General features: G+C 33.5%; 21 protein-coding genes and 1 tRNA gene. 16 read left to right on the top strand and 6 right to left on the bottom strand.

Going from position 1 to position 24,895, the window contains the following annotated elements; translation table 11 throughout:
• Positions 1–99 precede the first annotated feature (99 nt).
• Positions 100–1,707 (bottom strand): murein biosynthesis integral membrane protein MurJ, encoded by a 1,608-nt coding sequence (gene murJ / locus TY19_RS06585; RefSeq protein WP_052354829.1) that lies wholly within the window; start codon positions 1,705–1,707, stop codon positions 100–102.
• A 290-nt stretch (positions 1,708–1,997) separates the two neighbouring features.
• Here murJ and TY19_RS06580 point away from each other — a divergent pair, with 290 nt between their 5' ends.
• Together TY19_RS06580 and asnS are read left to right on the top strand one after the other, a co-directional pair.
• Positions 1,998–2,846: a deoxyribonuclease IV gene (locus TY19_RS06580; protein ID WP_042281142.1), complete on the top strand. Its 849-nt coding sequence runs from the start codon at positions 1,998–2,000 to the stop codon at positions 2,844–2,846.
• A gap of 135 nt (positions 2,847–2,981) precedes the next feature.
• Positions 2,982–4,385 carry an asparagine--tRNA ligase gene (gene asnS, locus TY19_RS06575; protein ID WP_042281139.1) on the top strand — a complete coding sequence of 468 codons (1,404 nt, stop codon included), beginning with the start codon at positions 2,982–2,984 and terminating at the stop codon, positions 4,383–4,385.
• 111 nt (positions 4,386–4,496) lie between these two features.
• Here the strand turns inward: asnS and TY19_RS06570 are convergent, their stop codons facing one another.
• Positions 4,497–5,519 (bottom strand): glutamyl-tRNA reductase, encoded by a 1,023-nt coding sequence (locus tag TY19_RS06570; RefSeq protein WP_042281137.1) that lies wholly within the window; start codon positions 5,517–5,519, stop codon positions 4,497–4,499.
• 464 nt (positions 5,520–5,983) lie between these two features.
• Here TY19_RS06570 and TY19_RS06565 point away from each other — a divergent pair, with 464 nt between their 5' ends.
• Entirely contained in the window at positions 5,984–7,795 is a 1,812-nt protein-coding gene (locus TY19_RS06565; protein WP_042281136.1) for a hypothetical protein, read from the top strand.
• A 91-nt stretch (positions 7,796–7,886) separates the two neighbouring features.
• Here TY19_RS06565 and pseB read toward each other — a convergent pair whose 3' ends face one another.
• Positions 7,887–8,915 (bottom strand): UDP-N-acetylglucosamine 4,6-dehydratase (inverting), encoded by a 1,029-nt coding sequence (pseB, locus tag TY19_RS06560; protein ID WP_039356619.1) that lies wholly within the window; start codon positions 8,913–8,915, stop codon positions 7,887–7,889.
• A 223-nt stretch (positions 8,916–9,138) separates the two neighbouring features.
• On the opposite strand from pseB, the gene TY19_RS06555 reads away from it, so the two are divergent.
• The 8 genes from TY19_RS06555 (at position 9,139) to TY19_RS06520 (ending at position 16,532) form a co-directional block, all read left to right on the top strand.
• Positions 9,139–10,959, top strand: a complete 1,821-nt coding sequence (locus tag TY19_RS06555) for a DNA topoisomerase IV subunit B (RefSeq protein ID WP_042281134.1) — start codon at positions 9,139–9,141, stop codon at positions 10,957–10,959.
• 80 nt (positions 10,960–11,039) lie between these two features.
• On the top strand, positions 11,040–12,941 hold the full coding sequence (locus tag TY19_RS06550) for a DNA topoisomerase IV subunit A (RefSeq protein ID WP_042281131.1): 1,902 nt from the start codon (positions 11,040–11,042) through the stop codon (positions 12,939–12,941).
• Positions 12,942–13,054: 113 nt separating this feature from the next.
• Positions 13,055–13,678 (top strand): regulatory protein RecX, encoded by a 624-nt coding sequence (locus tag TY19_RS06545; RefSeq protein WP_042281129.1) that lies wholly within the window; start codon positions 13,055–13,057, stop codon positions 13,676–13,678.
• Between the two features lie 108 nt (positions 13,679–13,786).
• Positions 13,787–14,053, top strand: coding sequence for a hypothetical protein (locus tag TY19_RS06540; RefSeq protein WP_039356632.1), 267 nt, complete (start codon positions 13,787–13,789; stop codon positions 14,051–14,053).
• Positions 14,054–14,310: 257 nt separating this feature from the next.
• Positions 14,311–14,616: a hypothetical protein gene (locus TY19_RS06535; protein WP_039356635.1), complete on the top strand. Its 306-nt coding sequence runs from the start codon at positions 14,311–14,313 to the stop codon at positions 14,614–14,616.
• 15 nt (positions 14,617–14,631) lie between these two features.
• Positions 14,632–15,588, top strand: coding sequence for an RluA family pseudouridine synthase (locus TY19_RS06530; protein ID WP_042281126.1), 957 nt, complete (start codon positions 14,632–14,634; stop codon positions 15,586–15,588).
• Positions 15,589–15,604: 16 nt separating this feature from the next.
• On the top strand, positions 15,605–16,060 hold the full coding sequence (dtd, locus tag TY19_RS06525) for a D-aminoacyl-tRNA deacylase (RefSeq protein ID WP_039356640.1): 456 nt from the start codon (positions 15,605–15,607) through the stop codon (positions 16,058–16,060).
• Between the two features lie 223 nt (positions 16,061–16,283).
• A complete protein-coding gene (locus TY19_RS06520) occupies positions 16,284–16,532 on the top strand; it encodes a KH domain-containing protein (protein WP_011174907.1) in 249 nt (82 codons plus the stop codon).
• A 292-nt stretch (positions 16,533–16,824) separates the two neighbouring features.
• Here TY19_RS06520 and TY19_RS06515 read toward each other — a convergent pair whose 3' ends face one another.
• From TY19_RS06515 to TY19_RS06505, 3 genes are all read right to left on the bottom strand, one after another.
• Entirely contained in the window at positions 16,825–19,482 is a 2,658-nt protein-coding gene (locus TY19_RS06515; protein WP_052354828.1) for a hypothetical protein, read from the bottom strand.
• 23 nt (positions 19,483–19,505) lie between these two features.
• Positions 19,506–19,578 (bottom strand) — tRNA-Arg (locus TY19_RS06510).
• Between the two features lie 141 nt (positions 19,579–19,719).
• The gene (locus tag TY19_RS06505; RefSeq protein ID WP_042281124.1) at positions 19,720–20,118 is read right to left on the bottom strand and encodes a hypothetical protein; all 399 of its coding nucleotides are present in this window, start codon (positions 20,116–20,118) and stop codon (positions 19,720–19,722) included.
• 451 nt (positions 20,119–20,569) lie between these two features.
• Here TY19_RS06505 and folK point away from each other — a divergent pair, with 451 nt between their 5' ends.
• From folK to lptB, 5 genes are read left to right on the top strand one after another with little or no spacing between them, the layout of a single operon-like run.
• Entirely contained in the window at positions 20,570–21,082 is a 513-nt protein-coding gene (gene folK, locus TY19_RS06500) for a 2-amino-4-hydroxy-6-hydroxymethyldihydropteridine diphosphokinase (protein WP_052354827.1), read from the top strand.
• Positions 21,083–21,111: 29 nt separating this feature from the next.
• Complete coding sequence (kdsA, locus tag TY19_RS06495; protein ID WP_011174912.1) at positions 21,112–21,939, top strand: 3-deoxy-8-phosphooctulonate synthase; 828 nt, start codon at positions 21,112–21,114, stop codon at positions 21,937–21,939.
• 9 nt (positions 21,940–21,948) lie between these two features.
• Entirely contained in the window at positions 21,949–22,581 is a 633-nt protein-coding gene (locus TY19_RS06490) for a hypothetical protein (RefSeq protein ID WP_039356656.1), read from the top strand.
• Positions 22,578–24,101, top strand: a complete 1,524-nt coding sequence (locus TY19_RS06485) for a hypothetical protein (protein WP_042281120.1) — start codon at positions 22,578–22,580, stop codon at positions 24,099–24,101. Before TY19_RS06490 ends, TY19_RS06485 begins: the two co-directional genes overlap by 4 nt.
• Positions 24,101–24,841 carry an LPS export ABC transporter ATP-binding protein gene (lptB, locus tag TY19_RS06480; protein ID WP_042281117.1) on the top strand — a complete coding sequence of 247 codons (741 nt, stop codon included), beginning with the start codon at positions 24,101–24,103 and terminating at the stop codon, positions 24,839–24,841. The genes TY19_RS06485 and lptB overlap by 1 nt, the downstream gene beginning before the upstream one ends.
• The last annotated feature ends 54 nt before the right edge of the window (positions 24,842–24,895 follow it).

Raw genomic sequence — 24,895 nt, 5'->3', positions numbered from 1 at the left:
CAAAAAACATAAAGTCAAAATTTTAAAAAAACAATTAATTTAATTTCCTAATTACAAACAACACCTGTTGTCAAATTAAATGTATTTATAGCTTCAATTCTAAGTTTTTAACATAAAATTAGGCTCCGACGAATGAGATTTTAAAGAAACACCAAATAAACAGCAACTAGATATCCAAAAAAAAATAAAAATACTTAGTTGAATAATTAATTCGATGAGTTGTTCGCTAAACGAAATTAGGAAAATATTTGAATTCAAAACATTTAAAATTGTAGATTGATGAAAGAAATGTTTACTCGCTTCTGTTCCTATAAAGGCAATGAAGGTTATGAAAAATATTTTTAGAAAAATTGGATTAGTTTTAAAAACCATCCAACTTTTTTCTTTGTTGTTAAGAAAAATTCCAAGAAAAAATACATTCACCCATGCACTTAAACTCGTAGCAACGGCAACGCTCGTTGCTCCCCATCCGAAAAAAATAATAAACATATAGTTTAAAGAAAAATTTAAAATCATATTTAAAATGGAGGCGATAGCTGGGAGTCGATAATTATTTTGCGCGTAACATGCGGGCGCAAGTAATAGAATTAAGGTGCTTGGTAATAAACCTATTCCATAGCCCCACAAACATTTTGTCGTGCCAATCACAGAAGAAGCATGGAAATTGCCGTGACCAAAAATAAGATTCACACTTGAATACCCTAGCACGAAAATTGCAGCAGTGAAGGGAATCATAATTGTACATGTATAAAGAACTGCATCATTTAAAAATTGATAATAAAGGGCCCAATTTTGTGCTTTTAGTGCACGTGTCAAAGGGGGTAAAAGAGCTCCTGCGATAGCGATACCAAAAAGTGCTAAAGGAAGTTGCTGAATTCTAATTGCATACCAAAGGAAGGCGGGCCCTTCTAATTCAGCGTACCTTCCAAATATGGCGTCGATTGCTGCATTGATTTGAGAAGCCATTACTCCAATCATTCCAAGTAAAAAAGGTTTTCCAAGTTTGATAACATCTGTAGAAAAAAAACTTTTTCTAAGTTCTGCCCGAAGGGGTGTTGATAAATTTTTTTTGAGAATAGAAAATGTTTGGGGAATTGTGACAAGCCACTGAGAAAGGCAGGCTATAATGACTGCAAGAGCTAGCCAAGAAATAGCTTCTGGAATTTTGTAGGATTTTAAAATCCACACAGCTGCAATCCACGCACAATTAAAAGCTAAAGGTGCAACAGCAGGGGTAAAGTAGATTTTTTCGCATTGTAGCAAAGATGCATTTAATCCAAATAAACAAATGAATAATAGACTAGGAAGCATTAATAATGTCAGGCTCAGAATTTCTTTTGTGTCATTTGTTGGATTTCCCCATGTTAAAAAAGTCCCTATTCCTAAAGAAAGAGATAAAACAAAAAAAACTAAAAAAAGCGTTAAAGAAATGACTAAATCTCTAAAAAAGCGAAATGCACGTTCCGTATCACGATGACGAATTGATTCAAATTCGGGAATAAAAGCAGATTGTAAAGAGCCTTCTCCAAATAGGCGGCGACATAAATGAGCCAAACGGTAAGCTACCATAAATGATGCAATAGAAGCTTCTGTTCCAAAGGCATAAGCCATACTGATATCGCGTATCATACCAGATAAACGACTTAATAAAGTTCCTGAAAAAAAACGTTTAGCTGATTGAAAAATTGTATGAGTAGAATCAGTCATTAGTGTTCTTTATAAATTTTTTCTATTTCATAGAAAATGGGTTAGAAATGAGTATAAATTATTTAAGTTGAAGATCTTCATGTTGAGAACAGTGTAAATTATCATGAAATAAAGTGGACTGCAATCTTTAATTATTAGAATTCAAGTAAGAGTTAAAAAGAGACGGTTCCTTTTCTTGTCAAGAACACTTTACCTTGTTAAGATCTCAAGCTTTATTTATTACAGATTCAAAAACAACAAGCTCCTTTGATAGGAGATTAGCCTTCAAGGTTATCATTATAAGGAATCTTATGAGTCATTCGAATTTACTGCTTGGCGCACATACTTCTGCAGCAGGCGGAGTTTACCGTGCTTTATTAGAAGGAAAAAAAATTGGGGCAACAACTATTCAATTTTTTACAAGTAATCAAAAACAGTGGAAAGGTCGGCAATTTACAACGAATGATATTGAATTATGGCAAAGTACTCTTAAAGAGACAAATCTTACTCATTTAATGAGTCATGATAGTTATTTGATCAATTTAGGGTGCCCTAATCAAGAAAATCTTTTGAAAAGTAGGCAAGCTTTTCAAGAAGAAGTTATTAGATGTACACAATTAGGTATAAATTATTTAAATTTTCATCCAGGTGCTTCACTCGGAGAAGATGTGCAGAAGTGCTTAGATTCTATTGTGGAAAGTTTATTGTTAGTACGCCCTTTTATTCAAGGCAATTTACGTTTACTTCTTGAAGCTACTGCGGGACAAGGTACTTCTGTCGGACATAAGTTTGAACAGCTTGCTTATATCATTAATGGAGTGAAAGATGAACTTCCAATTGGAGTTTGCATTGATACCTGTCATATTTTTGTAGCAGGATATGATATACGCACGTCTTCAGCTTGGGATTTTACATTAAAGGAATTTGATCGAATCATTGGTTTGCCTTACCTTTATGCATTTCATATTAATGATTCTTCTAAAGATTTAGGTTCAAGAGTTGATCGTCACCAACCTTTGGGTGAAGGAAAAATTGGGTGGGAAAGCTTCGAATTTTTAATGAAAGATTCTCGAACAAGACATTTGCCCAAATATCTCGAAACCCCAGGGGGTGTAGATCTATGGGAAAAAGAAATTCAAAAATTGAAAGAATTTGCTTAATAAATTTTTGTGCTTTTTTCTTTTTTTACTAAATTCAATTGGTAAATATTTTTAAAACTTCTTCAAATTTGAAGAAAAAAATCAGCAAAAAAATTTAGATTAATAATCGAATAAAATGTAGTGGGGTAAATTTGCATGCGTACAAAAATTAAAAGCCTTAGAGGCACGACTCCAGAAGTTCGTGCTTTGATCGGACACGATATAACATTAAAAGGATGGGTGAGAACTGTTCGTAATCAAAAGACCTTTACTTTTATTGAAATCAATGATGGTTCTACTCTTTCTAATTTTCAAATTATAGCGACTCCAGATATAGCAGGTTATGATCAACTAATTAATCAACTTTCAACAGGAGTTTCTGTTTCAGCAATAGGTACAATTGTAGAAAGCCCAGGTAAAGAGCAAAATTTAGAAATGCAAGCAACAGCGATTACCATTATTGGAAAATGTGACCCTGAAGTTTATCTCTTGCAAAAAAAACGGCATACTTTTGAATTTTTGCGATCAATTGCACATCTTAGACCTCGCACTAATACGATTGGAGCTGTCACACGAGTTCGTAATGCATTAGCCTTTGCAACGCATCAGTTTTTTCAAAAACGCGGATTTCTATATATCCATACTCCAATTATTACAGGGTCTGATTGTGAGGGGGCGGGTAAAATGTTTCAAGTGACAACGTTAGATCAAAACAACCCTGCTAGAACACCACAAGGAAGAATCGATTATACACAAGATTTTTTTGGCAAGCCTACTTATTTGACAGTTTCTGGGCAGTTAAATGGAGAGATTTATGCTTGTGCGTTATCAGATGTTTATACATTTGGTCCAACATTTCGGGCAGAAAATTCCAATACTTCCCGTCATTTAGCAGAATTTTGGATGATTGAACCCGAAATGGCTTTTGCAGATTTAAACGATAATATGGACTGCGCGGAAGATTATCTTAAGTATATTTTAAAATATGTCTTAGACAATTGCCAAGAAGATATGGAGTTTTTCAACAAGCACGTTGCGACAGATTTAATTTCTAGACTTGAGCATGTCATTAACACTTCATTTGAGAGAGCTTCTTACACTTATGCTGTAAGAATTTTAGAGAAAGCGGATAAAAAATTTGAGTATCCAGTTAAGTGGGGATTAGATTTACAATCTGAGCATGAGCGTTTTTTGGCAGAAGAATTTTTTGGTAAGCCAGTCATTTTGACAGATTATCCAAAAGACATTAAAGCATTTTATATGCGTACCAATGAAGATAATAAGACCGTGGCTGCGATGGACGTTCTCGTCCCAAAAGTGGGAGAAATTATCGGAGGTAGTCAACGGGAAGAAAGGCTTAGTGTATTAGAGTCTAAATTAAGAGAATTCAATTTACCAGCAGAAGAATATTGGTGGTATTTAGAACTTCGTAAATTCGGCAGTGTTCCTCACTCTGGTTTTGGTGCGGGTTTTGAACGTTTAGTTCAATTTACAACTGGAATGGAAAATATACGTGATGTCATTCCTTTCCCAAGGCACCCTGGAAAAGCTGATTTTTAATCAGATAAGTTATGAAAATTTGCAAGAAATCAAAAACTTGCAAATTTTAACAAATAAATCCATTCGTGCTTATCGTTTAGACAGTTTTTTACCTCCCAAAAGAAAGAATTTTTAGGCAGATACTGCAAAAATTGTGATTTTAGAATCTTCTTTTTGCCTGTATCGGTTAGTATGTTCATAAGTTGCCAAGTTGACGCGATTTTCAGCTTCAATGAGAGCTTGTGTCATGCCACGATGACGAATCTTAAGTAGGCGATTAATTTGATCAATATTTAATAAAGTTATTTTGGCATTTTGGCCAAGTTTTGGCTCCACATTGCGTGGAACGCATAAATCCATAATCAGTTTATCATTATCAGCTGGGGTAAAGTTCTTTTCAGGTTTAATTAAATATTCGGAGGACTTTGTTCCAAATATAATCCAATCATACTGATGCCATGAATCGAGTTGGCACCACGGAAGAAGATGCAATCCATATAGAATAGCTAATTCTTTGGAGTGAATTTCTGAACGATTGCAAATCGTCATATCTGAATATTGTTTGGATTTCAAAAAATGTAGAATTTTTCGGTTGATTTCTGAGGCACCTACAAAAAGGATTTTTGGTTGTTGAGTATTCCTAAAAAAATATTTTCCAGTTTGAAGGATTGCATGTTCTAAATTAGGCAACCCTCTTCCTAAGCGTAGCTCAGATCGTATTCTTTTAGCAATTCCCATTGATTTTTGAAAGAGAAAATGAAGTTCTTTTGGCAGACAAAGAAAGGTTGTTGCCAGATTGTACGCATTTTTTACTTGGCCTTGAATTTCTGTTTCGGCGACGATAGCGCTATCAAGTCCGGACGTCACACGTGTAAGATGGCTAAAACAATCCATACCAAAAAAAGAGTAAAGTTTATGATCAAAGTCTTCTTTTACATCTTGTCGTAAAATACTTAATAAATAGGAATGGGTAGCTGTAAGATCATAAGAACTAAAATAAACTTCGGTGCGATTACAGGTAGAAAGTAAGATAAAGTGGTGTTGATCATGAACAGATTGATTAGCTCCAAATCGTTTTTGACAAGCTTTGGCAAGTGCGTCTCTTAATTTTAAATCTGCTAGTTTGTGGTTAATACCAATAACGCCAATACGCATTCTTTTGCTCCTTTTCCCAGTTTCAATTTTACATTCTAGGGAAGTCAAATATCGTTGCGCATCTTTATAAGAAAAACGTTAATTATTGCAAATACACTTTTCATTGGAATTTATCCAAAGTGTTTTCTGTCTAATTTTATCTCTCACTGTTTAATTATTTTCGAGATTTTAAAAATAATTTGATGCTTTGAAAATCAATCTAATCCGTATTTTTTATTAATTTTATTTATTTCTTATTAATTTTATTTTCAAATTTTAACTATATATATTATAAAAATAAATTTAAATATTTAAACTATTTTTTATAATTAGAATTAAAATTTTATTTAAACAAATTTAATTAGTAAATTCAATTTTTAATCATTATTAAACTATATAGATTTTAATTTTTATACTAATTAAAACGACATATTTTATATAATTAATTGGTTGTTAAATTAATTTTTAAAATTTTAATGGTTTTTATGTATAATAATTGTTTTTTTACAAATAATTTTTTTGGTGAATTAGATTTTACATTTGATATTTTTAATTTCCCAAAAAGTTGCGAAGATAGTTTAAATAATTTTATTAGCAAGGAAGATAAAGGAAATTATTTTTCCTTTCGTAAAATTAAAAAAGTAAGAGAAAAAGATGTTTCATCTAAAACACAAATATTTAAAAGAAGGGTTTTTAATGAGAGAAGTATTCCGATAGATTTTCTATCTATAAGAAAGAAAAAACCTGTAACTATAAGAAAATCTTCTTTGAACCTTACAAGTTTATCAAAAATGGCAAGGATTCCCCATTTGTGCGAAGATACGACAAGGGAACATATCGATAGCAAATTTGATGGAAAGAATAGCCAAGTTTTAAATGATTGTTTTCTAGACAGTCAATTAACTATTAATTATTCACCGATTAGATTTTCTGAAAGTAAGGAATCAGAATCGAACGAAAGGATGTCCACTGAATTTAAATTTGATGAAGCTTCAATTGATTATTCTTCAGAAATTAATGAACCAACTATTGCTTATTCACCGATTAGATTTTCTGAAAGTAGGGAATCAGAATCGGCTGAAAGGATGTTCGTAGAATCTAAATTTGATGAAGCTTCAATTGAGTATTCGTCAGAAGTTAAGGAATCAACTGTTGATTATTCACCGATTAGATTTTTTGAAAGTGAGGAATCAGAATCGGCTGAAAGGATGTTCGTAGAATCTAAATTTGATGAAGCTTCAATTGATTATTCGTCAGAAGGTAATGAATCAACTATTGATTATTCAATTTCTGCAGCCTTGCAAGAATTTGAACCTGTAAGTTTAGATAGTGATTTTTTTGAACAGCAAAAACCAAAAGAATGGTTTCCCATTAAAATCGATGGGAATAATAAAATAAGTTTTTCGATTAATGCAAATGCTAAAAAAATCAAACAATTGATTTACATATTTAGAAATCATACAACTGACGAAATTGCTTTAATAGGGAAAACAGGAACTTCTTTTGCTGCTCGGATGAATCATTACAAAACTAAATTTAATAAAAGTGTTAAACCATCCAATCAAAGTAAAAAGAAATTTATTACTGCAGTTCAAAACAATCCTACTCATTTTGAAGTCGCTATTTTATATGTTTTAAAAGAAGGGGAAAATTTAGATACGTTTGAGACAGGTTTTATTAAAAGTAAAAAACCTCTCTATAATCAGCGAAACGGAGGAGGGGGTGGTTTAACTCATTCGGAAGAAGAATCAGCAATTTATGCAATTCCAAAAAATCCCCTTTTTTTAACTCCAAAAAAAAGGTTTCGTTTTAGAGTAATTGACACTTCTATTAGACCTGAAATTGATCAAGAAACTTATAAAAAGATGCTTTCAATCGCTGATAAAGTTCAAGGAATTTTATATTCCATTAAAGAAATAGGAACTGAAAAACGTTATATTGGCTACACGACAGGGAATAATCCACATACCCGTATTAGACAACATGGTTATCAAGCTCAAACCTTTTTTCCTTTTAGCGATCAATATGATCCTGAAGAGAAAGATGGAGCATTACATCCAGCCATGGGACAGAATCCTGAAGGGTTTAGTTTTGGATTTTTACCTATATTACATGATTTGAGTGAAATGAAACTTGACGAATTAGATGAATATGCAATTGTTTCAACCATTGGTGAGGCAGAAAAAACCGCCATCAAAATTTTAAAAACTTTGGTTAGTCAAGGAGGATTTAATTGCAATGGCGGCGGTGGCGGGCCGATTTCAGGGGGTATTGCCCGAAGATTGAATTTTGATTAGACAAAACTTTAATTTTGAAACTTCTTTTCATTTATTATGATTCAATGAAACTCTCTACTTAAAATGATTTAGAGCTAAAAATTTTTCGCTTTTATATAAGTGGAGAGTTTTTAATGAATTGCTGGATTTGTTCAACTGTTAGCCATTCAGAATTTGTATGTGATGCATAAATGAAATCAGGGTGAACTGGTTTTCCCCTGATGGGGCAACTTTTGTGATTAGAAGGAATGCGTTCATCTGTTTCAGAAATGGGTTCCGGTGCGATTAAGTAATAACGTTCAAATTCTACTGTATGGCGCACATCATCAGAACTGACCATCAATTCATGGAGCTTTTCTCCTGGCCGAATACCGCAAATTTCTTTGGTTAAGCCAGGAGCTAAAGCTTCAGCTAGATCGACAATTTTAACGCTTGGAATTTTAGGAACAAAAATTTCCCCTCCTCTCATTTTATAAAAGCAGTTAGTGACAAAGTCGACTGATTGTTCCAAGGTGATCCAGAAACGAGTCATTCGCTCATCTGTTATAGGTAAGGATTTGGCTCCTTGTTCGATTAACTTTTGCCAAAAAGGAAGAATACTACCTCGACTGGCGGCGACATTACCATACCGAACCACTGAAAAAATGGGATAACCTTGTGCACCAACATAAGAATTACCAGCTAGAAATAGTTTATCTGAACAGAGTTTAGTTGCTCCGTATAAATTGATTGGATTAACAGCTTTATCTGTGGAAAGAGCAATTACTTTTTGAATGCCACAATTGATCGCTGCGTCAATGACATTCATGGCTCCTATGACATTAGTTTTAATAAATTCTGAAGGATTATATTCAGCAGCAGGGACCTGTTTTAGTGCCGCTGCATGAACAATCATTGTAACATCTCTAAAAGCACGTGCAAGCCTTTGAGAATCACGAACATCTCCTAAAAAATAGCGAATTTTAGGATGGTCAAAAAGAGGATCACTTCGTCGCATCTCCCACTGTTTCCATTCATCTCGACTAAAGATAATGACTTTGCGGCAACTGTTTTCTTTTAAAATTTTCTTAGTTAAAGCTCGACCAAAACTACCTGATCCACCCGTGATTAAAATTGTTTGATCTGTAAATACTGAATGCATAAAGCTATATCCTACGGTATTATTTTGTAATGGCTAAGTAAACCTGAAAAATGAGTTTTTGGGCAATGTGAAAGCTCAAAGACTTCTAAGCCAAAATTAACAAACCTCTCTATAAACTCACGTTATAAATTTGGCAACCCTTAAAATTAATTGCTAAAAAACTAGATTTTCAATTGTTGAATCGTCTAAATTTTTTTGTTCACAAACTAAAAGATGATTATATATGGAAAAAAACTATGATGAAAGTACAGTCAAAACGTTAGATGCGCTAGCTCACATCCGCTTGCGCTCTGGCATGTATATTGGTCGGTTAGGTGATGGAACTAACCCCGACGACGGAATTTATATTATGCTTAAAGAAGTCGTTGATAATAGCGTCGACGAATTTATTATGAAGCACGGAAAAAAAATCATTATTGAGTTAGATGAAGATCTCAGTCGCGTCTCTGTTCGAGACTTTGGAAGAGGAATTCCACTTGGCAAAGTAGTAGAATGTGTCAGCCAGATTAATACGGGTGCTAAATATAATGACGATGTTTTCCAGTTTTCTGTAGGGCTTAATGGAGTGGGAACTAAAGCCGTTAATGCCCTTTCTAGTCATTTTGTTGTTAAAAGTTATCGAGATGGAGAATTTGTTGAAGCACATTTTTCTCAAGGATTGTTGAAACAAGAGAAGAAAGGAAAGACAAAGGAAGAAAACGGCACCTATGTGGAATTTATTCCTGATCCAGAAATTTTCAAAAAATATCGTTTTCAAAAAGAATATATTTTAAAACGTATTTGGCATTATGCCTATTTGAATACGGGTCTAATTCTTCAATTTAATGGGGAAGAGATTCAATCTAAATATGGATTGCTAGACCTTTTAAATGCGGAAGTCACAGAAGATAGGTTATATGAGCCTATTCATTATCGTGGTAAATTTTTAGAATTGGCTTTTTTACACACCCACAGTTATGGAGAAAGTTATTTTTCATTTGTCAATGGTCAATATACGTCTGATGGAGGAACTCATCTTTCAGCTTTTCGAGAAGGGATTTTAAAGGGAGTAAATGAGTTTACTAAGAAAAATTTCCAAGGAGTAGATGTACGAGAAGGAATTGTGGGAACCATACTTGTAAAAGTGAAAGATCCAATCTTTGAATCGCAGACTAAAAATAAGCTAGGTAATAACGAATTACGCGCTCCTATTGTCCAAGAAGTTAAAGAAGCCGTTGTAAATTTATTGCATAAACACCCCGATGTTGCGAATCGCTTAGTTGAACGAATTGTTTTTAATGAGAAGCTCCGCAAAGAACTGGCTTCTGTTAAAAAAGAAGCAAAGGAAAAGCAAAAGAAAATTTCGTTCAAAATTCCCAAATTGAGAGATTCAAAGTATCATTATCAAGATCGATCGGTACATAGTGAAAACACAATGATTTTTCTAACAGAAGGGGATTCGGCTAGTGCTTCGGTTGTGGCTTCTCGAGATCCATTAATACAGGCAGTTTATTCTTTAAGAGGTAAACCTTTAAATGTATTTGGCATGAAGCTCGATCAACTCTATAAAAATGAAGAAATGTTCAATTTAATGAATGCTCTGAATATTGAAGATGAGATTGAAAAACTTCGTTATAATAAAGTCATTTTGGCAACAGATGCAGATGTCGACGGAATGCATATTCGTAACCTAATGATAACTTTCTTTTTAACCTATTTTGAAGGACTTGTTTTAAACGGGCACTTATATATTTTAGAAACTCCTTTATTTAAAGTACGTAATAAAGTGCAAACAATTTATTGCTATAATGAAGAAGAAAAAAATAAAGCGGTTGTTAAATTAAAAAAACAAGTAGAAGTTACTCGTTTTAAAGGGCTTGGAGAAATTTCCCCCTCAGAATTTAAGCAATTTATAGGGAAGGATATTCGCTTAATCCCTGTTACAATTCATTCTTTTTCTGATATTAAATCTACTTTGCAGTTTTATATGGGGAAAAATACCCCAGAGCGGAAACAATTTATCATGCAAAACCTTATTAATGAAGATGAAATAGCTCCTGTATAGCAAGCGAATTTTTAAAAAATATGTAAATTAAGCATGAGATGAACTCTTTGATCAAGTTATCAAGATATTAGGAATAGCGCATGGAAGATATTAAGCAATTGATGCAACGTCATTATATTAAATATGCCTCTTATGTCATTTTGGATAGGGCAATTCCTAATGTTATTGATGGGCTAAAGCCCGTACAGCGCCGTATTCTCTATACTCTTTGGCTCATGCATGATGGCAAGCTTCATAAGGTAGCAAATGTAGCAGGTCAGACAATGGCTCTACATCCTCATGGAGATGCGCCAATTACCGAGGCACTTATTAATATTGCTAATAAAGGCTATTTGTTAGATCAGCAAGGAAATTTTGGTAATTTATTTACAGGAGATCCTGCTGCTGCAGCTCGTTATATTGAAACTCGTTTAACACCTTTAGCAAAAGAAACTTTATTTAATGCTGATTTGACCTCTACAATTCCCTCATATGATGGCAGACATCAAGAACCTACTTGTCTTCCAGCCAAAATTCCCGTTGTTCTATTACAAGGCGCTGATGGAATTGCTGTAGGTATGTCCACTCATATTTTCCCTCACAATTTTTTAGAACTTTTAGAAGCAGAAATTGCCATATTAGAAGGCAAACCTTTTTCTATTCTCCCTGATTTTCCAACAGGCGGCATTATGGATGCTTCTGACTACAATAAAGGAAAAGGAAAAGTTCGTTTGCGAGCAAAAATTGAGGTAAGGGATGCTAAGTCTTTGGTTATTACTGAAATTTGTTATGGAACCACAACAGAATCTCTAATTCGATCAATTGATGAAGCCGCTAAAAAAGGTAAAATTAAAATTGATGCTATCAATGATTATACAGCAGAAAAAGTTGAAATTGAAATTAAGCTTCCACGTGGGCAATATGCTCAAGATTTATTAGAAGCTTTATATGCATATACTGAATGCCAAGTTACTCTACATTCACAAATTGTGGTGATCAAAGACAATTATCCCTGGGAAACAGATGTCGATTCTATCTTACGGTTGCATACAGAAAAACTTCAGGAATATTTGCAAAGAGAACTAGAATTAGAGCGGGATCATTTAAACGAAAAAATCTTCGAAAAAACTTTGGAGCAAATATTTATTGAAAATCGGCTTTATAAGCGAATTGAAGATTTAACTTCTTACGAAGAAGTTCATGTAACGATTGCTGCAAGTTTAATCCCTTTTCATTCTCAACTTTTAAGAGTTCCTACAGAACAAGATAGAGAACGTTTACTCAGCATTCCCATTCGTCGTATTACGCGATTTGACTTAGCGAAAAGTCAAGAGGAAATTTTATCTCACCAGGAGCAATTGACGCGTGTTGAAAAAGACCTGAAAAATATCATTAAAGTTGCCATTCGTTATCTCAATAGTTTGATTAAAAAATTTGCAAACGAACATAAGCGCAAAACAGAAATTCAAGAAATCCAGCAAGTCGATACTCGTGCGATGGAAACAAGGCAAATTACTGTCTGTTTTGATCCTACAACTGGATTTATAGGAACTAAAGTCACTAGCAACTATACAATTGAGTGTACAAATTTTGATAAATTACTTGTGATATTCAAGGACGGAACTTATCAAATCATCAATATTCCTGAAAAACAATATGTCCATCATAAGGGGAATAAAGTTGTTTATGTAGGTATAGCAGATAAAAAGACAATTATTAACGTCGTTTATCGAGATCCCGAAACTCACTATGTTTATGCAAAACGTTTTATTGTCGAAAAATTCATTTTAGATAAATATTACCGCTATTTGGAAGAAGGAACAACTTTGGAATTTATTTCTACACAACCTGGAGTTTCTTTAGAATTACAATTTATTCCAAAACCTCGTCAAACTATTTCAAAAATGCAATTTCAAATCGATAATATAGCGGTAAAAGGGGTGACAGCTAAAGGTATTCGCATATCAAACCGGGAAGTCAAAAAAGTTATTATTGCCAAATAAGCCATTGCAATATGTTTTGATCTTTATAAAGCTTTTTGAAGGAGTTACGGCCCTTTAATTTATTGTGCTTGGATAAATACGAGAAAGAAAATTAAGAAAAGAGGTATTTAGTTTTGCAATTGCCTTTAAAGATTGAAGTTAAACCTCATGAATGGCGTAAAGAACTTTTTACTCTTTATATTAATGAAGAGCGAGAGCGAGATATCCATTCATCTATTTTCGGGAAAAACCCCGCTTTACCTACTTGTTTACAGCTCTCTGATTGGAAAGGAATGTTTGATCGATGGGAATACAAACGAACTAGAAATTACGTTATTTGGCGTCTATCTAATCAATCTTATCATTCAGAACAGCTACAAAAATTACTTAAAGATAAACTTGTTCAACCTGTAACCATACAAAAAGTAATTCAAGAATGTAAAATAGCAGGGTATTTGAATGATGAGGATTGGATTTCTTCATTTATGCGTAGTCATCAAAAAAAACATAGTTTGCGATCCATTCTTGTTAAACTTCAAACAAAAGGGTTAACGAGAGAGAGTTTAGAACAAATTAAACAAGAATGGAATCAATCCGATCAAGAAAAAAATGGAATTCTCACATTACTTCGAACTCGCTATCAGCATCAAAATTTAAGGGATTTTGTGATAAAACAAAAAGTTGTGACAGCTTTGATGCGTAAAGGATATTCATTTGATTTAATAGAAACAACGATACGCGAATTTATTGTGGATTAGTTTTATTTTTTTTAATTAATTTATTTGCCATATTGTATAATATAAATTATTTTGATATTATAAAAGTAAAGACCAGGGATTTCTGGCCAATTATCAAAGTAGGTCTGTATGTCTCAAGAAAATGTTAGTTCAGTTGGAGCTGTTGATTCAGCGAGCCTAAATGTGCAAGATCCAGCAGCAACAAATTCTCCAAATGGAACATTAAAGTCTAGTTCGGAAGTCAAAAGTTTGGCTGCCTTCAAAGAAATGGCTCCCGAAGTTTATGATAAAATGATGTTGTCAATAGCAACTGAGATTTGTAATAAAATGAAAGCACACCAAGAAAAATTGAAACAGATGTGGCGAGAGGCAACCGAACGTGCAAAAGGGGGATAGTTTTCTTATTTTATATTCTATCATGATGGAATCAAACTATTCTACATTGCTTTGTTGAATCGCTAGTGATGGTTATAAGTTCACATAATAGCGATTTACTTTTTAGTTAAAATAATTTTTGACAATCAATCACATGGAATATGCAAATATTTTCAATTTCAAATAAATTCCTTTTTGACCTACATAGTAGCTAAATCTTAGCGGACAAAAATGAATTTTAACTTTAGCTAAAGTCGATTCTTCTTTAGAATAAGCTTATGTTTGATTACCAATTATTTTTAGCATTTCCTATTTCAGAAGCTTACTTTTATCAATTGCTCCAGATTTCAGAACCAGTTCGCAACTTATTCATTCAAGAAATTGAAGGGGAATATTTGCAACAAATCACCTATCAAGAAAAGATTTATTTAGGCAAAAATGTCGGGTATTCGGTTGAATTGGAAAAATTAGAATTTATACAAAATCATATTTTCAGTTTGCTTAAGCGATTAGTGAGCGATTATCCCTATCATGAGCAGTCCCTAGTAGTTTTAGCTATTCCTCAGACCGAATGTTCTTCTTAAAGAAAAAGTATTTTTATGGCAAATCCTTATGGAGAAGAAGTTGATCTCTTAATCATATCTGAAGATGAGGTGGGAGAACGCTTAGATAAAGTTTTAGCTAGACGTTTTAATGCTAAATACTCTCGTACCTATTTCCAATTTTTGATTGATAAGCATTTGATATTAGTCAATGGGATTGCTGTCAAAAAAAGGACATTATTGCAAGAAGGGGACGAAGTTGAAGTGCAATTCGTCGCATCTCCTGAATCAAATTTAATGCCAGAAAATATTCCTTTATCTATCCTTTACGAGGATGAACATCTTCTTGTCATTAACAAACCAGCCGGAATGGTCGTTCATCCAGCACCTGGTAATTGGTCAGGTACTTTTGTGAACGCTCTACTTTATTATTGTCAGAAGTTACCGCTTTTACCAGACACTATACGTCCTGGCATTGTTCATCGGTTAGATAAAGGCACTTCAGGACTATTAGTGGCAGCTAAAACGCTTGAGACGCAGCAAAAACTCATTGAATTGTTTGCCTCTAGAAAAGTCTATAAAGCTTACCTAGCTATTTGTATTGGACGACCAGCAGATGGAGAAATACAAGCACCTATTGGTAGGCATCCTATACATCGTAAACAAATGGCTGTTATTCCGACTGGTAAACCTGCCATTAGTTTTTGCAAAACACTTGGATGGAGTGATAAGTTGAGCTTTGTGCAAATTGAGATTGCCACAGGTCGCACCCATCAAATTCGTGTGCATATGAAGTATAGAGGGTCTCCTATTCTAGGAGATCCCTTGTATGGTCAAATTTCTTTAAATCAATATTACTCTGTTCCACATCAACTTCTTCATGCAGCGGTGTTGCGTTTTCAACACCCCATTTCGCTAGAAAATCTAGAATTTTGTACTCCACCTCCTCCTGAAATGGTTCGATTGATTAAAAAAATAGACCCTAAATCTCCATATATTCGAGATGTTGAATAGGAGAGATAGATATGAGATGAAGTTAGTTATTCAACGTGTGTTACAAGCGCAAGTTTATATTGATGATAACCTGTTTAGTGCAATTGGCCCTGGTTTAATGTTATTGCTAGGAATTCACCATCAAGATAACTTAGAGCAGATTTTATGGTCTGTGGATAAGCTAGTTCATTTACGCATTTTTAACGATGAAAATGGAAAGATGAATAGAAATGTAAAAGAATGTGAAGGAGAAATATTAGTGGTCAGTCAATTTACTTTATACGGAAATTGTTTAAATGGTCGAAGACCCGACTTTATCCAAGCTGCTTCTCCTCCAATAGCTCTTTCTCTTTACAAACAATTTATTGATGAATTAAAGAAAGAAGCTCCCCATGTCAAAACAGGACAGTTTGGGGCTCAGATGCAAGTTTCATTAACAAACGATGGTCCTGTTACTTTTATCTTAGATTCATTGAATCGACGGAAAGCATGATTTAAAAATTTTCTGCTTTTTATCTACCATTTCACTTGTTTAACAAGTGAATAAATGCTTATAAAATATTTTATATAGAGAAAGTAAAATAAAAAAAAACTTTTGATGGTTTTTTCTAGAAAATTATAGAATAATTCGCTATTGTCAAATTAAGAGACAATTATGTTTTATTGCATACGACGTCGAATGTTATCAACGTTTCATATTTGCAAAGGATCGAATTATGAAAGAATTTGTAGCATATATAGTTAAGAATTTGGTCGATCATCCAGACAAGGTAAAGATTAATGAAATCGGCGGTACACAAACACTGATTATCGAATTATCAGTCGAAAAGTCTGATATTGGAAAAATTATAGGGAAAAAAGGTAAGACCATTAATGCGATCCGTACTCTATTGATGTCTGTTGCAAGTCGCAATGGTATTCGCGTTAATTTGGAAATCTTAGAAGAAAATTCTAGACCCGAATAATTTCTATTTAAGGATGTAAGAAATAAGCAAACTTATTTCTTATGCTATTTGTCAGAAATAGTCTTACTGTATTAATTACAGCTATATTTCTGACAAATAGTATTCACTTTTCTCGCTCAATTTTCACATAATCTAAACTAAATTTGAAAATGATTAGTTTTTCTTAGAGAGTTTTCATCTTAGTACACTATTCCTAAACTTTCACTAAATTTTATTTTAGCTCCCTATAAACGACTAAAAAATCTGTTTTGAAATTAGGAAATAACATTTTAATTTTTGATTAAAAGAAGAATTAGGTTAAACGAGGTAAAAAGGGGGTAACCATCGATTTTCGAGAATTTAGCGCTCCTGCTTTAAATCTTAGAATCGCTAATGACATTCCTGTCTGAGATTCGTTCACAATTTTCTGAGGAATATGAGGGAAATGAGAGGAAAAAATGATCTGATAATTTTGAGCATTAGGTCCTAAGAATTCTACTGACATGTTTTCTACAAAGCTTTTAACAACTGTTTGAAAGCCTGTTAGAAAAGAATTTAAATGATCACTTGCTTGAAGCGTATTTGGAATCCAAAACCAAAGTTCATCTTGATGAGAATACGGGCCAATTTGATTGCGATAAACTTCTTCGGAACTCGCAATAGTACTGATCATGTGCAGATGTAAATCAATATCTGGTTTATCCCGATTAATTTCCCTAGATTTATTCAACCAAGTTGAGCGGATACTTTGAGCATGTTCAAGGAAGAAAGGAAAATTAAACGCAAACATTTTTGTTTGTCCAACCCGTGCACAACCATTTTGTTCTTTAGCATCTAAAAAGATGTTAGAATAGCACCCTTTCACACAGAGCTGTAAGTTTTTTTGAACAGAAGATTCTCTGAGGTCATAAATCTTCTTATAAAATTGATACATATCTTGTTGTTGGAGAATTCGTTGCGCGGCTATTTTTGTGAATTTTTTATCAAGGGGAATGTCATCAAAATGTATAATCTCTGTTTCATAGCCCATGGATAAAGATTTTAGACGGTTGAGAAGTTGGGCAATGCAAAACAAATCCCGGTTTGAAACTTTTGTCAAAAGATCTGTATCATCTAAAATTGCGTGAAGATAGCATAAATATTCTTGAAATTCTCGTTGAGGATGAACAAAAAATTGATTGGTTTGGTAAGTGACTAACCGACGTTGCAGAAGGCGTTGCAGAATGCGAATTTGGCTAGAATTACCTGTTGAAAGAGCAAGTTTTTGAATCTGGTTATCAATGGCTTGCGCTGTCATTCCACCTAAACTATAGCGATCATTAATAAGAAAGGCTTGTTCAGCAATCAAAACGTTACAAGACTGAGTATCTCCAATTAATGCTGTAGGAACGGATAAAGTTTTTAGCGAGCTTTTGTGGTGATCAACAACACTGATTACTTCTAGATAGGAAGCCATTTTGACTTCTTCCAAATTACAAAAATCTCTTAAAGTAATAGTTCCAAGGCCGGTCATTCGTAAATCTGTCGCTCTAATAACACCAACGGGAAACAAAGACCCATCTTTTTCGGGAATAACGACAGTGATAAAGTCATGGCTCTGCATTTTGTGACGTATTTCATCGATGTCGCTTCTTAGATTAACATAAAGGAGAGAAGATCCTAATACTTTATGCTTGATACCTAAGACGATATCAAGACATTCTACATAATTGCGTACATTTTGAATAGCAGCATCAAGCTGATTAATAATTTTTTCTAATTTAAGGAAAATTTTAGGGCGATCTTCTTTAAGCTTGCCTTGTTCATCGAAAATAGAGCTTTTTGGAAGAGATTGGATACTATGCTGAAAATGCAAGAGCTCTGAGACAGATAAAAAATTAAGTGCTTGAATTAAATCATTAAAAGTTCCGCTAAGTCCTTTTTTGACATGTAAAATTTTGTAAAAAAAATCATGCAAATCGTTTTTTTGTTTTTCGTTAAATTCCTGGACAGGTTCACAATCTTTAATTTTCACATCAAAAACTGAAGAATTAAATAGCGGAAAATCGATAACCGAAAGGTTTGTTTTAGCAAATAGGGAAATGAGTTTAGTGTGTAGATTATTTTTAAACCATGTCAAACAAGATTTAAATAGAATAATAATTTGGCGAACAGTTTCTACATCAGAGCTTTGCCAATCACCTAAATAATGTCCGTTTTCATCAATTAAGATAATTGCTTTTTCATTAGTTTCATGATCAATATAACCCGTTAAAGTTTCTTTTGCTTCTTTAATAAAGTCTTTTTGGGATACAAGATCTATGGCTGTCAAAGTGATTGTTTGAGCGGTACGAGCCAGACAATTAAATAAACCTTCTCCAAACATTTCACTAACAATCGATGAAATAGGGGAATCAGGAGGACCTCCAGGTAAGCACCATTGATGGAGCCCTCTAGTAACTCTAGAGGCAAAGGCATCAACCCAACCCCAAAAAGAGGCTATCATGGTATCTACGTCAGGGGACAAATGAGCAGCTATGAAATGTGTTCCATTATAGCTTTTATCCATTCCTATGGGAAAAAAGGCTTGGTAATCGCTCCTAGGAATCCATTTTCCAGCGATCTTAGCACGAATTGCATAGTTTTCTTCATCGCTTAACTCAGAAAAGTTATTGAGCCAAAATTCGAAGGTACTCATTGTTAATGATTCGCTGAGAATTTTTTCTCGATTAACACGCTCCATAAAATCTAGAATAGCACTAAGAAGGAAAGATTGCGTAGGCGTTTGATTAATCAAATCACAAAGGGTTTTGTTGATCATTCTGAAGCGGTGCCTAAAGCTCAAATTGAGAAACTCAGTTGAGCGAAAGGAGTCAATCAAAGTTTGAATATCAGGAAAAGTTTGCGCCTGTGAGATATGACATAAAGAAAAACAAGATGAGCTTGGGAAGGCTGAGGCGGTAGATGGGAGACTTTCTAATGATTTAGTCATTGTAATTTTCTTTTGAGTCAAATCGGACCGAGTAGGATTCGAACCTACGACCACCCGCTTAGAAGGCGGGTGCTCTATCCACTGAGCTATCAGTCCAGAAAGGTTTATCGAAGGCTTATTCTAGCCAATTGCAATAAAACCTAAAATGTTAACTTGAAGGCTTGTTATTTTCAAGAATTTTCGACTGCTCAGTAATTTCTTTTTATAAATTGTTGACGATTTGATTGCATTTAAAATTTAATGAGCTTGTTGAAGTCTTTGAATTTGCCTTTGAAGTTCGGCTGAATTTTTATAAATCTGCCAACAGTGTTTTCCTATGTGAAGTAAACCAATTGAACCCATGAGGAAATTTCCTTTTTTTCCAATAAGATTTAATCGGGAAAGGACAAGTGTTAAAGTGGAAAAACACAGTGAATGAGTAAAAATGTATATTTGATGAGAACGCAAATTATCTTGATTACGCATTAAAGTATTTATCGAGTGAAATAACAATTTGTCGGCTAAGCAATAAACTCCAAAGATGGTGGCTGTCAATTCTGCATTGACATGGAATAATTTACCGTAAATAAAACCAGTTAACGTGTCAATAGTTAGACTAATAGGTAATGTAGAGACTTGTGGCAGTGCTTTTAGCATAAAAAACTCCAATTCTTAACGGTTAAGCTTGATTTGGTTTTCTCTTTGAATTGCCAGGGTGTTTGGTTTTGTACTAGCACAGCTTTTCATTCGCCGGCTATTCCCTAAACTTTCATAGTTAAAATCAACTTTAGCAAATAGTATAAAATTTAAATTCAAAAAATTCAAAAACAAAATTTTTATATTGTAATTACAATGAACTATATAAATGTAAAAATAATTAAACAACTAAAATGAATGATGCTTGTTTAAAGATTTATTGATTTAAAATTTATCACTTCGAAACAATTTTTTGTTAAAAAGGTTTTTTTTTATTTGATGTCTCTCTAAAATTGTGTTTTTCACAAAAACAATATTATGTGAATTGATTGACCTAAGTTTAATCAGGAGATTTTAGTTGAGGGATATCAGCTAAAGAATAATTTGAAACTTAGAAAAGCAGGGACTATTGTTGCAAATCGTTTATTTAGGAATTGGGGGCAATCAAGAGGAAACTTTAAAAGCCATAGAAAAAGCTCTTAATGAACTTGCTCTATTTTCAGAAGAAGCCCTGGAAATTTCGAAATTATATAAAACCTCACCTGTTGGAGATAAAAATCAAAACAACTTCACTAATTTAGTTTGCCGATTGCACACTTCATTTGATCCGAAGCTTTTACTAAAAAAAATTGAATTGCTTGAAAAGAAATTAGGTAAAACACCTAAACCGAAGTGGGCTTCCCGCCTCATTGATATCGATATCCTTTTTTATGGAAATATCATTTATTCCGATGAGGCATTGCAAATTCCTCATCCACATTGGCAAGAAAGATTATTTGTTTTGATTCCTCTGCTGGATTTAACTCCAACAATTTCTATTCGTGAAGGTGAACAATCGAAAAATTATGATTTGAGAGTAATGATACAAAATCTCACATTTGATTCTTCAGATTGGGTAATTCCATTAAACGATTCTAATACTTAAAGATTTTTTATCTCTATTAAAGGTTGAATATGCGTCGAATTGTTGTTAAAGATTTTGCGATAGGTCCTAAAGAACCTCTCGTTATCATGTCTGGTCCTTGTGTAATCGAAAGCGAAACGCACTGCTTAAAAGCTGCAGAAACGCTAAAAAATATGTTTGAAAAATATAACGTTTCTCTAATTTTTAAATCTAGCTACGATAAGGCTAATCGATCTGCGTATGATTCTTTTAGAGGGCCCGGTCTAGAAGAAGGTCTTCGTATTTTAGAACGTATACAAAAAGAGTTCGGTTTAGCAGTCGTTACAGATGTTCATTCCCCCCAAGAAGCAACTACTGCTGGTTCAGTTTGTGAAATAATTCAAATTCCAGCTTTTTTGTGTAGACAAACAGATCTTATTTTAGCTGCAGCCCAAACAGGAGCGATTGTTAGTATTAAAAAAGGGCAATTTTTAGCTCCTTGGGATATGGAAAATGTCATCAGAAAAATGGAATCTGGTGGAAATTCTAATATTATCTTAGTCGATCGCGGAACAACTTTTGGTTATAATAATCTTATCAGTGATATGCGAGGGATTCCAATTATGCAAGAATTGGGTTACCCTGTGTGCTTTGATGCTACGCATTCAGTGCAAAAACCTGGAGGCTTAGGTTCTAAGTCTGGTGGGGATCGAGAATTTATTCCGATTCTAGCAAAAGCAGCATTGGCTGCGGGAGCCAATTGTTTATTTATTGAATCTCATCCAAATCCTTCTGAGGCTAAAAGTGATGCTGCTTCTGTAATGGATTTCAAAGATCTAGATCAATTACTGCCTCAATTTAAAGAACTCTATGAACTTATTCAGAAGCAAGGCAAGTAGGTTGAAGCAATGTTTAAAAAAAGAAAAATTGCTCTAATAGGCATTCTAATAAATTTGATTTTAGGAGGAATTTGGTTTTATAGCACTCCTTCTGCGGATGATGTTCGCAATTATCGAAAGTTAATGGAGTATAGTGATAGATCTTCCAAAAAAAATGAAAAGCACAATAAAGCCTTTGAAACACAACAAAATCGTACACAAGTGACAAAGCAAATACTTTTTATGAAAGACCAAGTGCGTTTACAGTGGCGTTTAATGAGTGAAAAATCTGAACTTAAATTATCTCAAATTGAAAATGCAATAGAACTTGTTGAATTTTTTACGGAAGTAACTTGCCAATGTCAAGAACAATTGGATGCTTGTTCAAATACAGATCTTTCTTGCCATCCTAGTCAATTATTACGTTATTTAAGAGCTAAAAAAGCGACTTATCACTATCAAACAGAACAATTGACAGCTGATGATGTGCAATTAGCACGTTACAAAATTAAGGGTCATCAATGGATTAACGATTTACAAGCGTTCCATCCTTGGATGAAAGGAAGTGCTAAAAGAATTCAACTTTCTTTTTCTCAGAATGATCGTTCATTTACTGCCCAAGATTTGCAAGCAGCCTTTCAGGATTGGGGCGAACTATTGTGAGACTTTTTTTGTGTACAGCTCTATATTCTATTTTGATCTTTCATTTCCCTATGATAAGTCAAATTCATCAAGGCTTTGACGAGCAAATCGTTATTCATTCAGGCGAGGCTAAATATAACGGAAAAGATATTCATTTAATAGGACAAGTCACGATTCAGCACGGGCTTGGAAAAATTTCTGCTCAACTTTTGTCTATATCTCCTTCTCAATCAGATCTTAAGAAACACTTTTCATTCTTCCATATTCGTGACAATGTGTTAATTGAATTTCAGGGTGGAGGAGAGATTGTTTGCCAGGAAGCAGAAATTGATTATTCTCAATTAAAGGGACATTTTAAAGGCAACACAATCTATCCTGACGTTGTTTATAAAAATCATGGGGTGAAAGATCATGAAAGAGACTCACTTATTATTAAAAGCTTGGAAATGGAAGTTGCTTTAGCTAGGATTCCAATATCAGAAAATCAAGTTTTAAAAACTGTTGTTAAAAGTCTAGAAGCTAAGCATCACGTTCGTGCTCACTATTTAGATGATTATATTTTGTTAGCTGATCGGGCTTTTTTTGAATGTTTACAAACAAATAGGTCTGAAGGAATTCTTACCTTATTTGCAAAAGAGCAGCAACCTTATTGCTTATTGACCAATAGAAGTGGCGATCATATTCAAGCAGAAAAAATCAAGATGGTGACAATTCAAAAAAAATTGTTTTTAAATAAACCGAAAGGAAGTCTTCACCATCAAGGAAAAAACTCATTGAAACAAAAGATTGATTTTAGTGCTGATGAATTGGTGTGGGATCAATCTTCGCAACGTTTGATTTTAAAAGGAAATGTAAAAGTTTATCAAGATCAAGTTTTTCAACTTGATACGAAACAAGAATTAATTATTGAACAGCAAATTTTAAATGGGCAAAAAACCCTTCGTTCGATGATCTCTCCCAGACAGACGACTTTGATATATGACTATGATTCGCAAAAAGAGCTTTCGTATAAAATTATAAGTCCAGGAAAATTAGTTATTGATCACGAAAATTTTGTGACAACAATAGAAGGTTTAAAAGATAAAGAGGGGAATTTAGTCATAGGCGAACAAGTCTATTTTGAAAATTCTTTTGGGGATATATATGCAGATCAAGTTTATATTTCCTACGAATGGAAAAATCAGCGACTAATCCCATCAAAAATAATTTTAACGGGTAATATTAAACTAATGAATCGCTACGATGGTTTATCTCAGGGAACAAGTTCTATTCTTCAGTATGCGATGGCAGATCAGGTAGAATATTTTCCAGATTCACATGAAATGACTCTTTTTGGAAAAAATGGGCATCGTGTTCTTTTTTTTGATAAAGTGAATAATGTTCAAATAAGTGCCCCTGCCTTGAGAATTCGAAATAATAAGAAAAATCACAAAAATTCATTTCAAGGCATTGGAGATGTGCGTTTTACTTTTATTGAAAAAGAGCTAAGTCAATTTAAACAGCGTTTTAGCTTAGATGATCATACAAAACAGGAGGAATGATGAGCCTTGATGCTTATTCCATTTGTTTAGACGTTCGGAATATTGTTAAAAAATACAATGGAAAAAGAGTTGTTAATGAACTTTCATTTCAAGTTCTTCGAGGGGAAATTGTTGGATTATTAGGACCCAATGGAGCAGGTAAAACAACAGCCTTTTACATGACAGTTGGGTTGATTCGTCCTGATCACGGAAAGGTTTATTTTCAAGGAGTTGACGTTACTCATTATCCTATGCATCAACGTGCAAGAATGGGTATGGGGTATTTGGCTCAAGAACCCTCTGTCTTTCGAAGTCTTACTGTAGAGCAAAATATTTTATGCATTTTAGAAAGTTTACCTTTGTCAAAGCAAGAAAGAAAAAATAAATTAGAAGAGCTTTTGGGTGAACTACATCTTGAACATTTAGCAAAAAAAAATGCTGCTACTTTATCAGGAGGAGAAAGACGTCGAGTGGAGATTACAAGAGCTTTAGTGACGAATCCTTCTTTATTAATGTTAGACGAACCATTTGCAAATATCGACCCTTTATCTATTCAAGAAGTTAAACATTTAGTTCAAATTCTTTCTCAAAAAGGAATTAGTATTCTAATCACTGATCATAATGCGCGGGAAATTTTTTCTGTTGTGCATAAAAGTTATTTAGTTCAAGAAGGAAAAGTTATTTTAGAGGGTGTGGTAGATGATCTCATCCAAAATGAAGTTGCCAAAAAAACTTATTTAGGATCAGACTTTAGGATGTAGTCAAAATACTTGAGTATTAAAAATGACAAATTTGTAAAACCTCAAGTATTTTTA

The sequence above is a fragment of the Candidatus Protochlamydia sp. R18 genome (assembly GCF_000648255.1).
GTDB lineage: Bacteria > Chlamydiota > Chlamydiia > Chlamydiales > Parachlamydiaceae > Protochlamydia > Protochlamydia amoebophila.
Note: the sequence above shows the minus strand (reverse complement) of the source record. Positions and strands in the feature narration are given on the sequence as shown.

What these genes read in the sequence shown, in the direction of transcription:
- murJ (WP_052354829.1), bottom strand. Translation starts at nt 1,707, where the DNA reads ATGACTGATTCTACTCATACAATTTTTCAATCAGCTAAACGTTTTTTT.
- TY19_RS06580 (WP_042281142.1), top strand. Translation starts at nt 1,998, where the DNA reads ATGAGTCATTCGAATTTACTGCTTGGCGCACATACTTCTGCAGCAGGC.
- asnS (WP_042281139.1), top strand. Translation starts at nt 2,982, where the DNA reads ATGCGTACAAAAATTAAAAGCCTTAGAGGCACGACTCCAGAAGTTCGT.
- TY19_RS06570 (WP_042281137.1), bottom strand. Translation starts at nt 5,519, where the DNA reads ATGCGTATTGGCGTTATTGGTATTAACCACAAACTAGCAGATTTAAAA.
- TY19_RS06565 (WP_042281136.1), top strand. Translation starts at nt 5,984, where the DNA reads ATGTATAATAATTGTTTTTTTACAAATAATTTTTTTGGTGAATTAGAT.
- pseB (WP_039356619.1), bottom strand. Translation starts at nt 8,915, where the DNA reads ATGCATTCAGTATTTACAGATCAAACAATTTTAATCACGGGTGGATCA.
- TY19_RS06555 (WP_042281134.1), top strand. Translation starts at nt 9,139, where the DNA reads ATGGAAAAAAACTATGATGAAAGTACAGTCAAAACGTTAGATGCGCTA.
- TY19_RS06550 (WP_042281131.1), top strand. Translation starts at nt 11,040, where the DNA reads ATGGAAGATATTAAGCAATTGATGCAACGTCATTATATTAAATATGCC.
- TY19_RS06540 (WP_039356632.1), top strand. Translation starts at nt 13,787, where the DNA reads ATGTCTCAAGAAAATGTTAGTTCAGTTGGAGCTGTTGATTCAGCGAGC.
- TY19_RS06535 (WP_039356635.1), top strand. Translation starts at nt 14,311, where the DNA reads ATGTTTGATTACCAATTATTTTTAGCATTTCCTATTTCAGAAGCTTAC.
- TY19_RS06530 (WP_042281126.1), top strand. Translation starts at nt 14,632, where the DNA reads ATGGCAAATCCTTATGGAGAAGAAGTTGATCTCTTAATCATATCTGAA.
- dtd (WP_039356640.1), top strand. Translation starts at nt 15,605, where the DNA reads ATGAAGTTAGTTATTCAACGTGTGTTACAAGCGCAAGTTTATATTGAT.
- TY19_RS06520 (WP_011174907.1), top strand. Translation starts at nt 16,284, where the DNA reads ATGAAAGAATTTGTAGCATATATAGTTAAGAATTTGGTCGATCATCCA.
- TY19_RS06515 (WP_052354828.1), bottom strand. Translation starts at nt 19,482, where the DNA reads ATGACTAAATCATTAGAAAGTCTCCCATCTACCGCCTCAGCCTTCCCA.
- TY19_RS06505 (WP_042281124.1), bottom strand. Translation starts at nt 20,118, where the DNA reads ATGCTAAAAGCACTGCCACAAGTCTCTACATTACCTATTAGTCTAACT.
- kdsA (WP_011174912.1), top strand. Translation starts at nt 21,112, where the DNA reads ATGCGTCGAATTGTTGTTAAAGATTTTGCGATAGGTCCTAAAGAACCT.
- TY19_RS06490 (WP_039356656.1), top strand. Translation starts at nt 21,949, where the DNA reads ATGTTTAAAAAAAGAAAAATTGCTCTAATAGGCATTCTAATAAATTTG.
- lptB (WP_042281117.1), top strand. Translation starts at nt 24,101, where the DNA reads ATGAGCCTTGATGCTTATTCCATTTGTTTAGACGTTCGGAATATTGTT.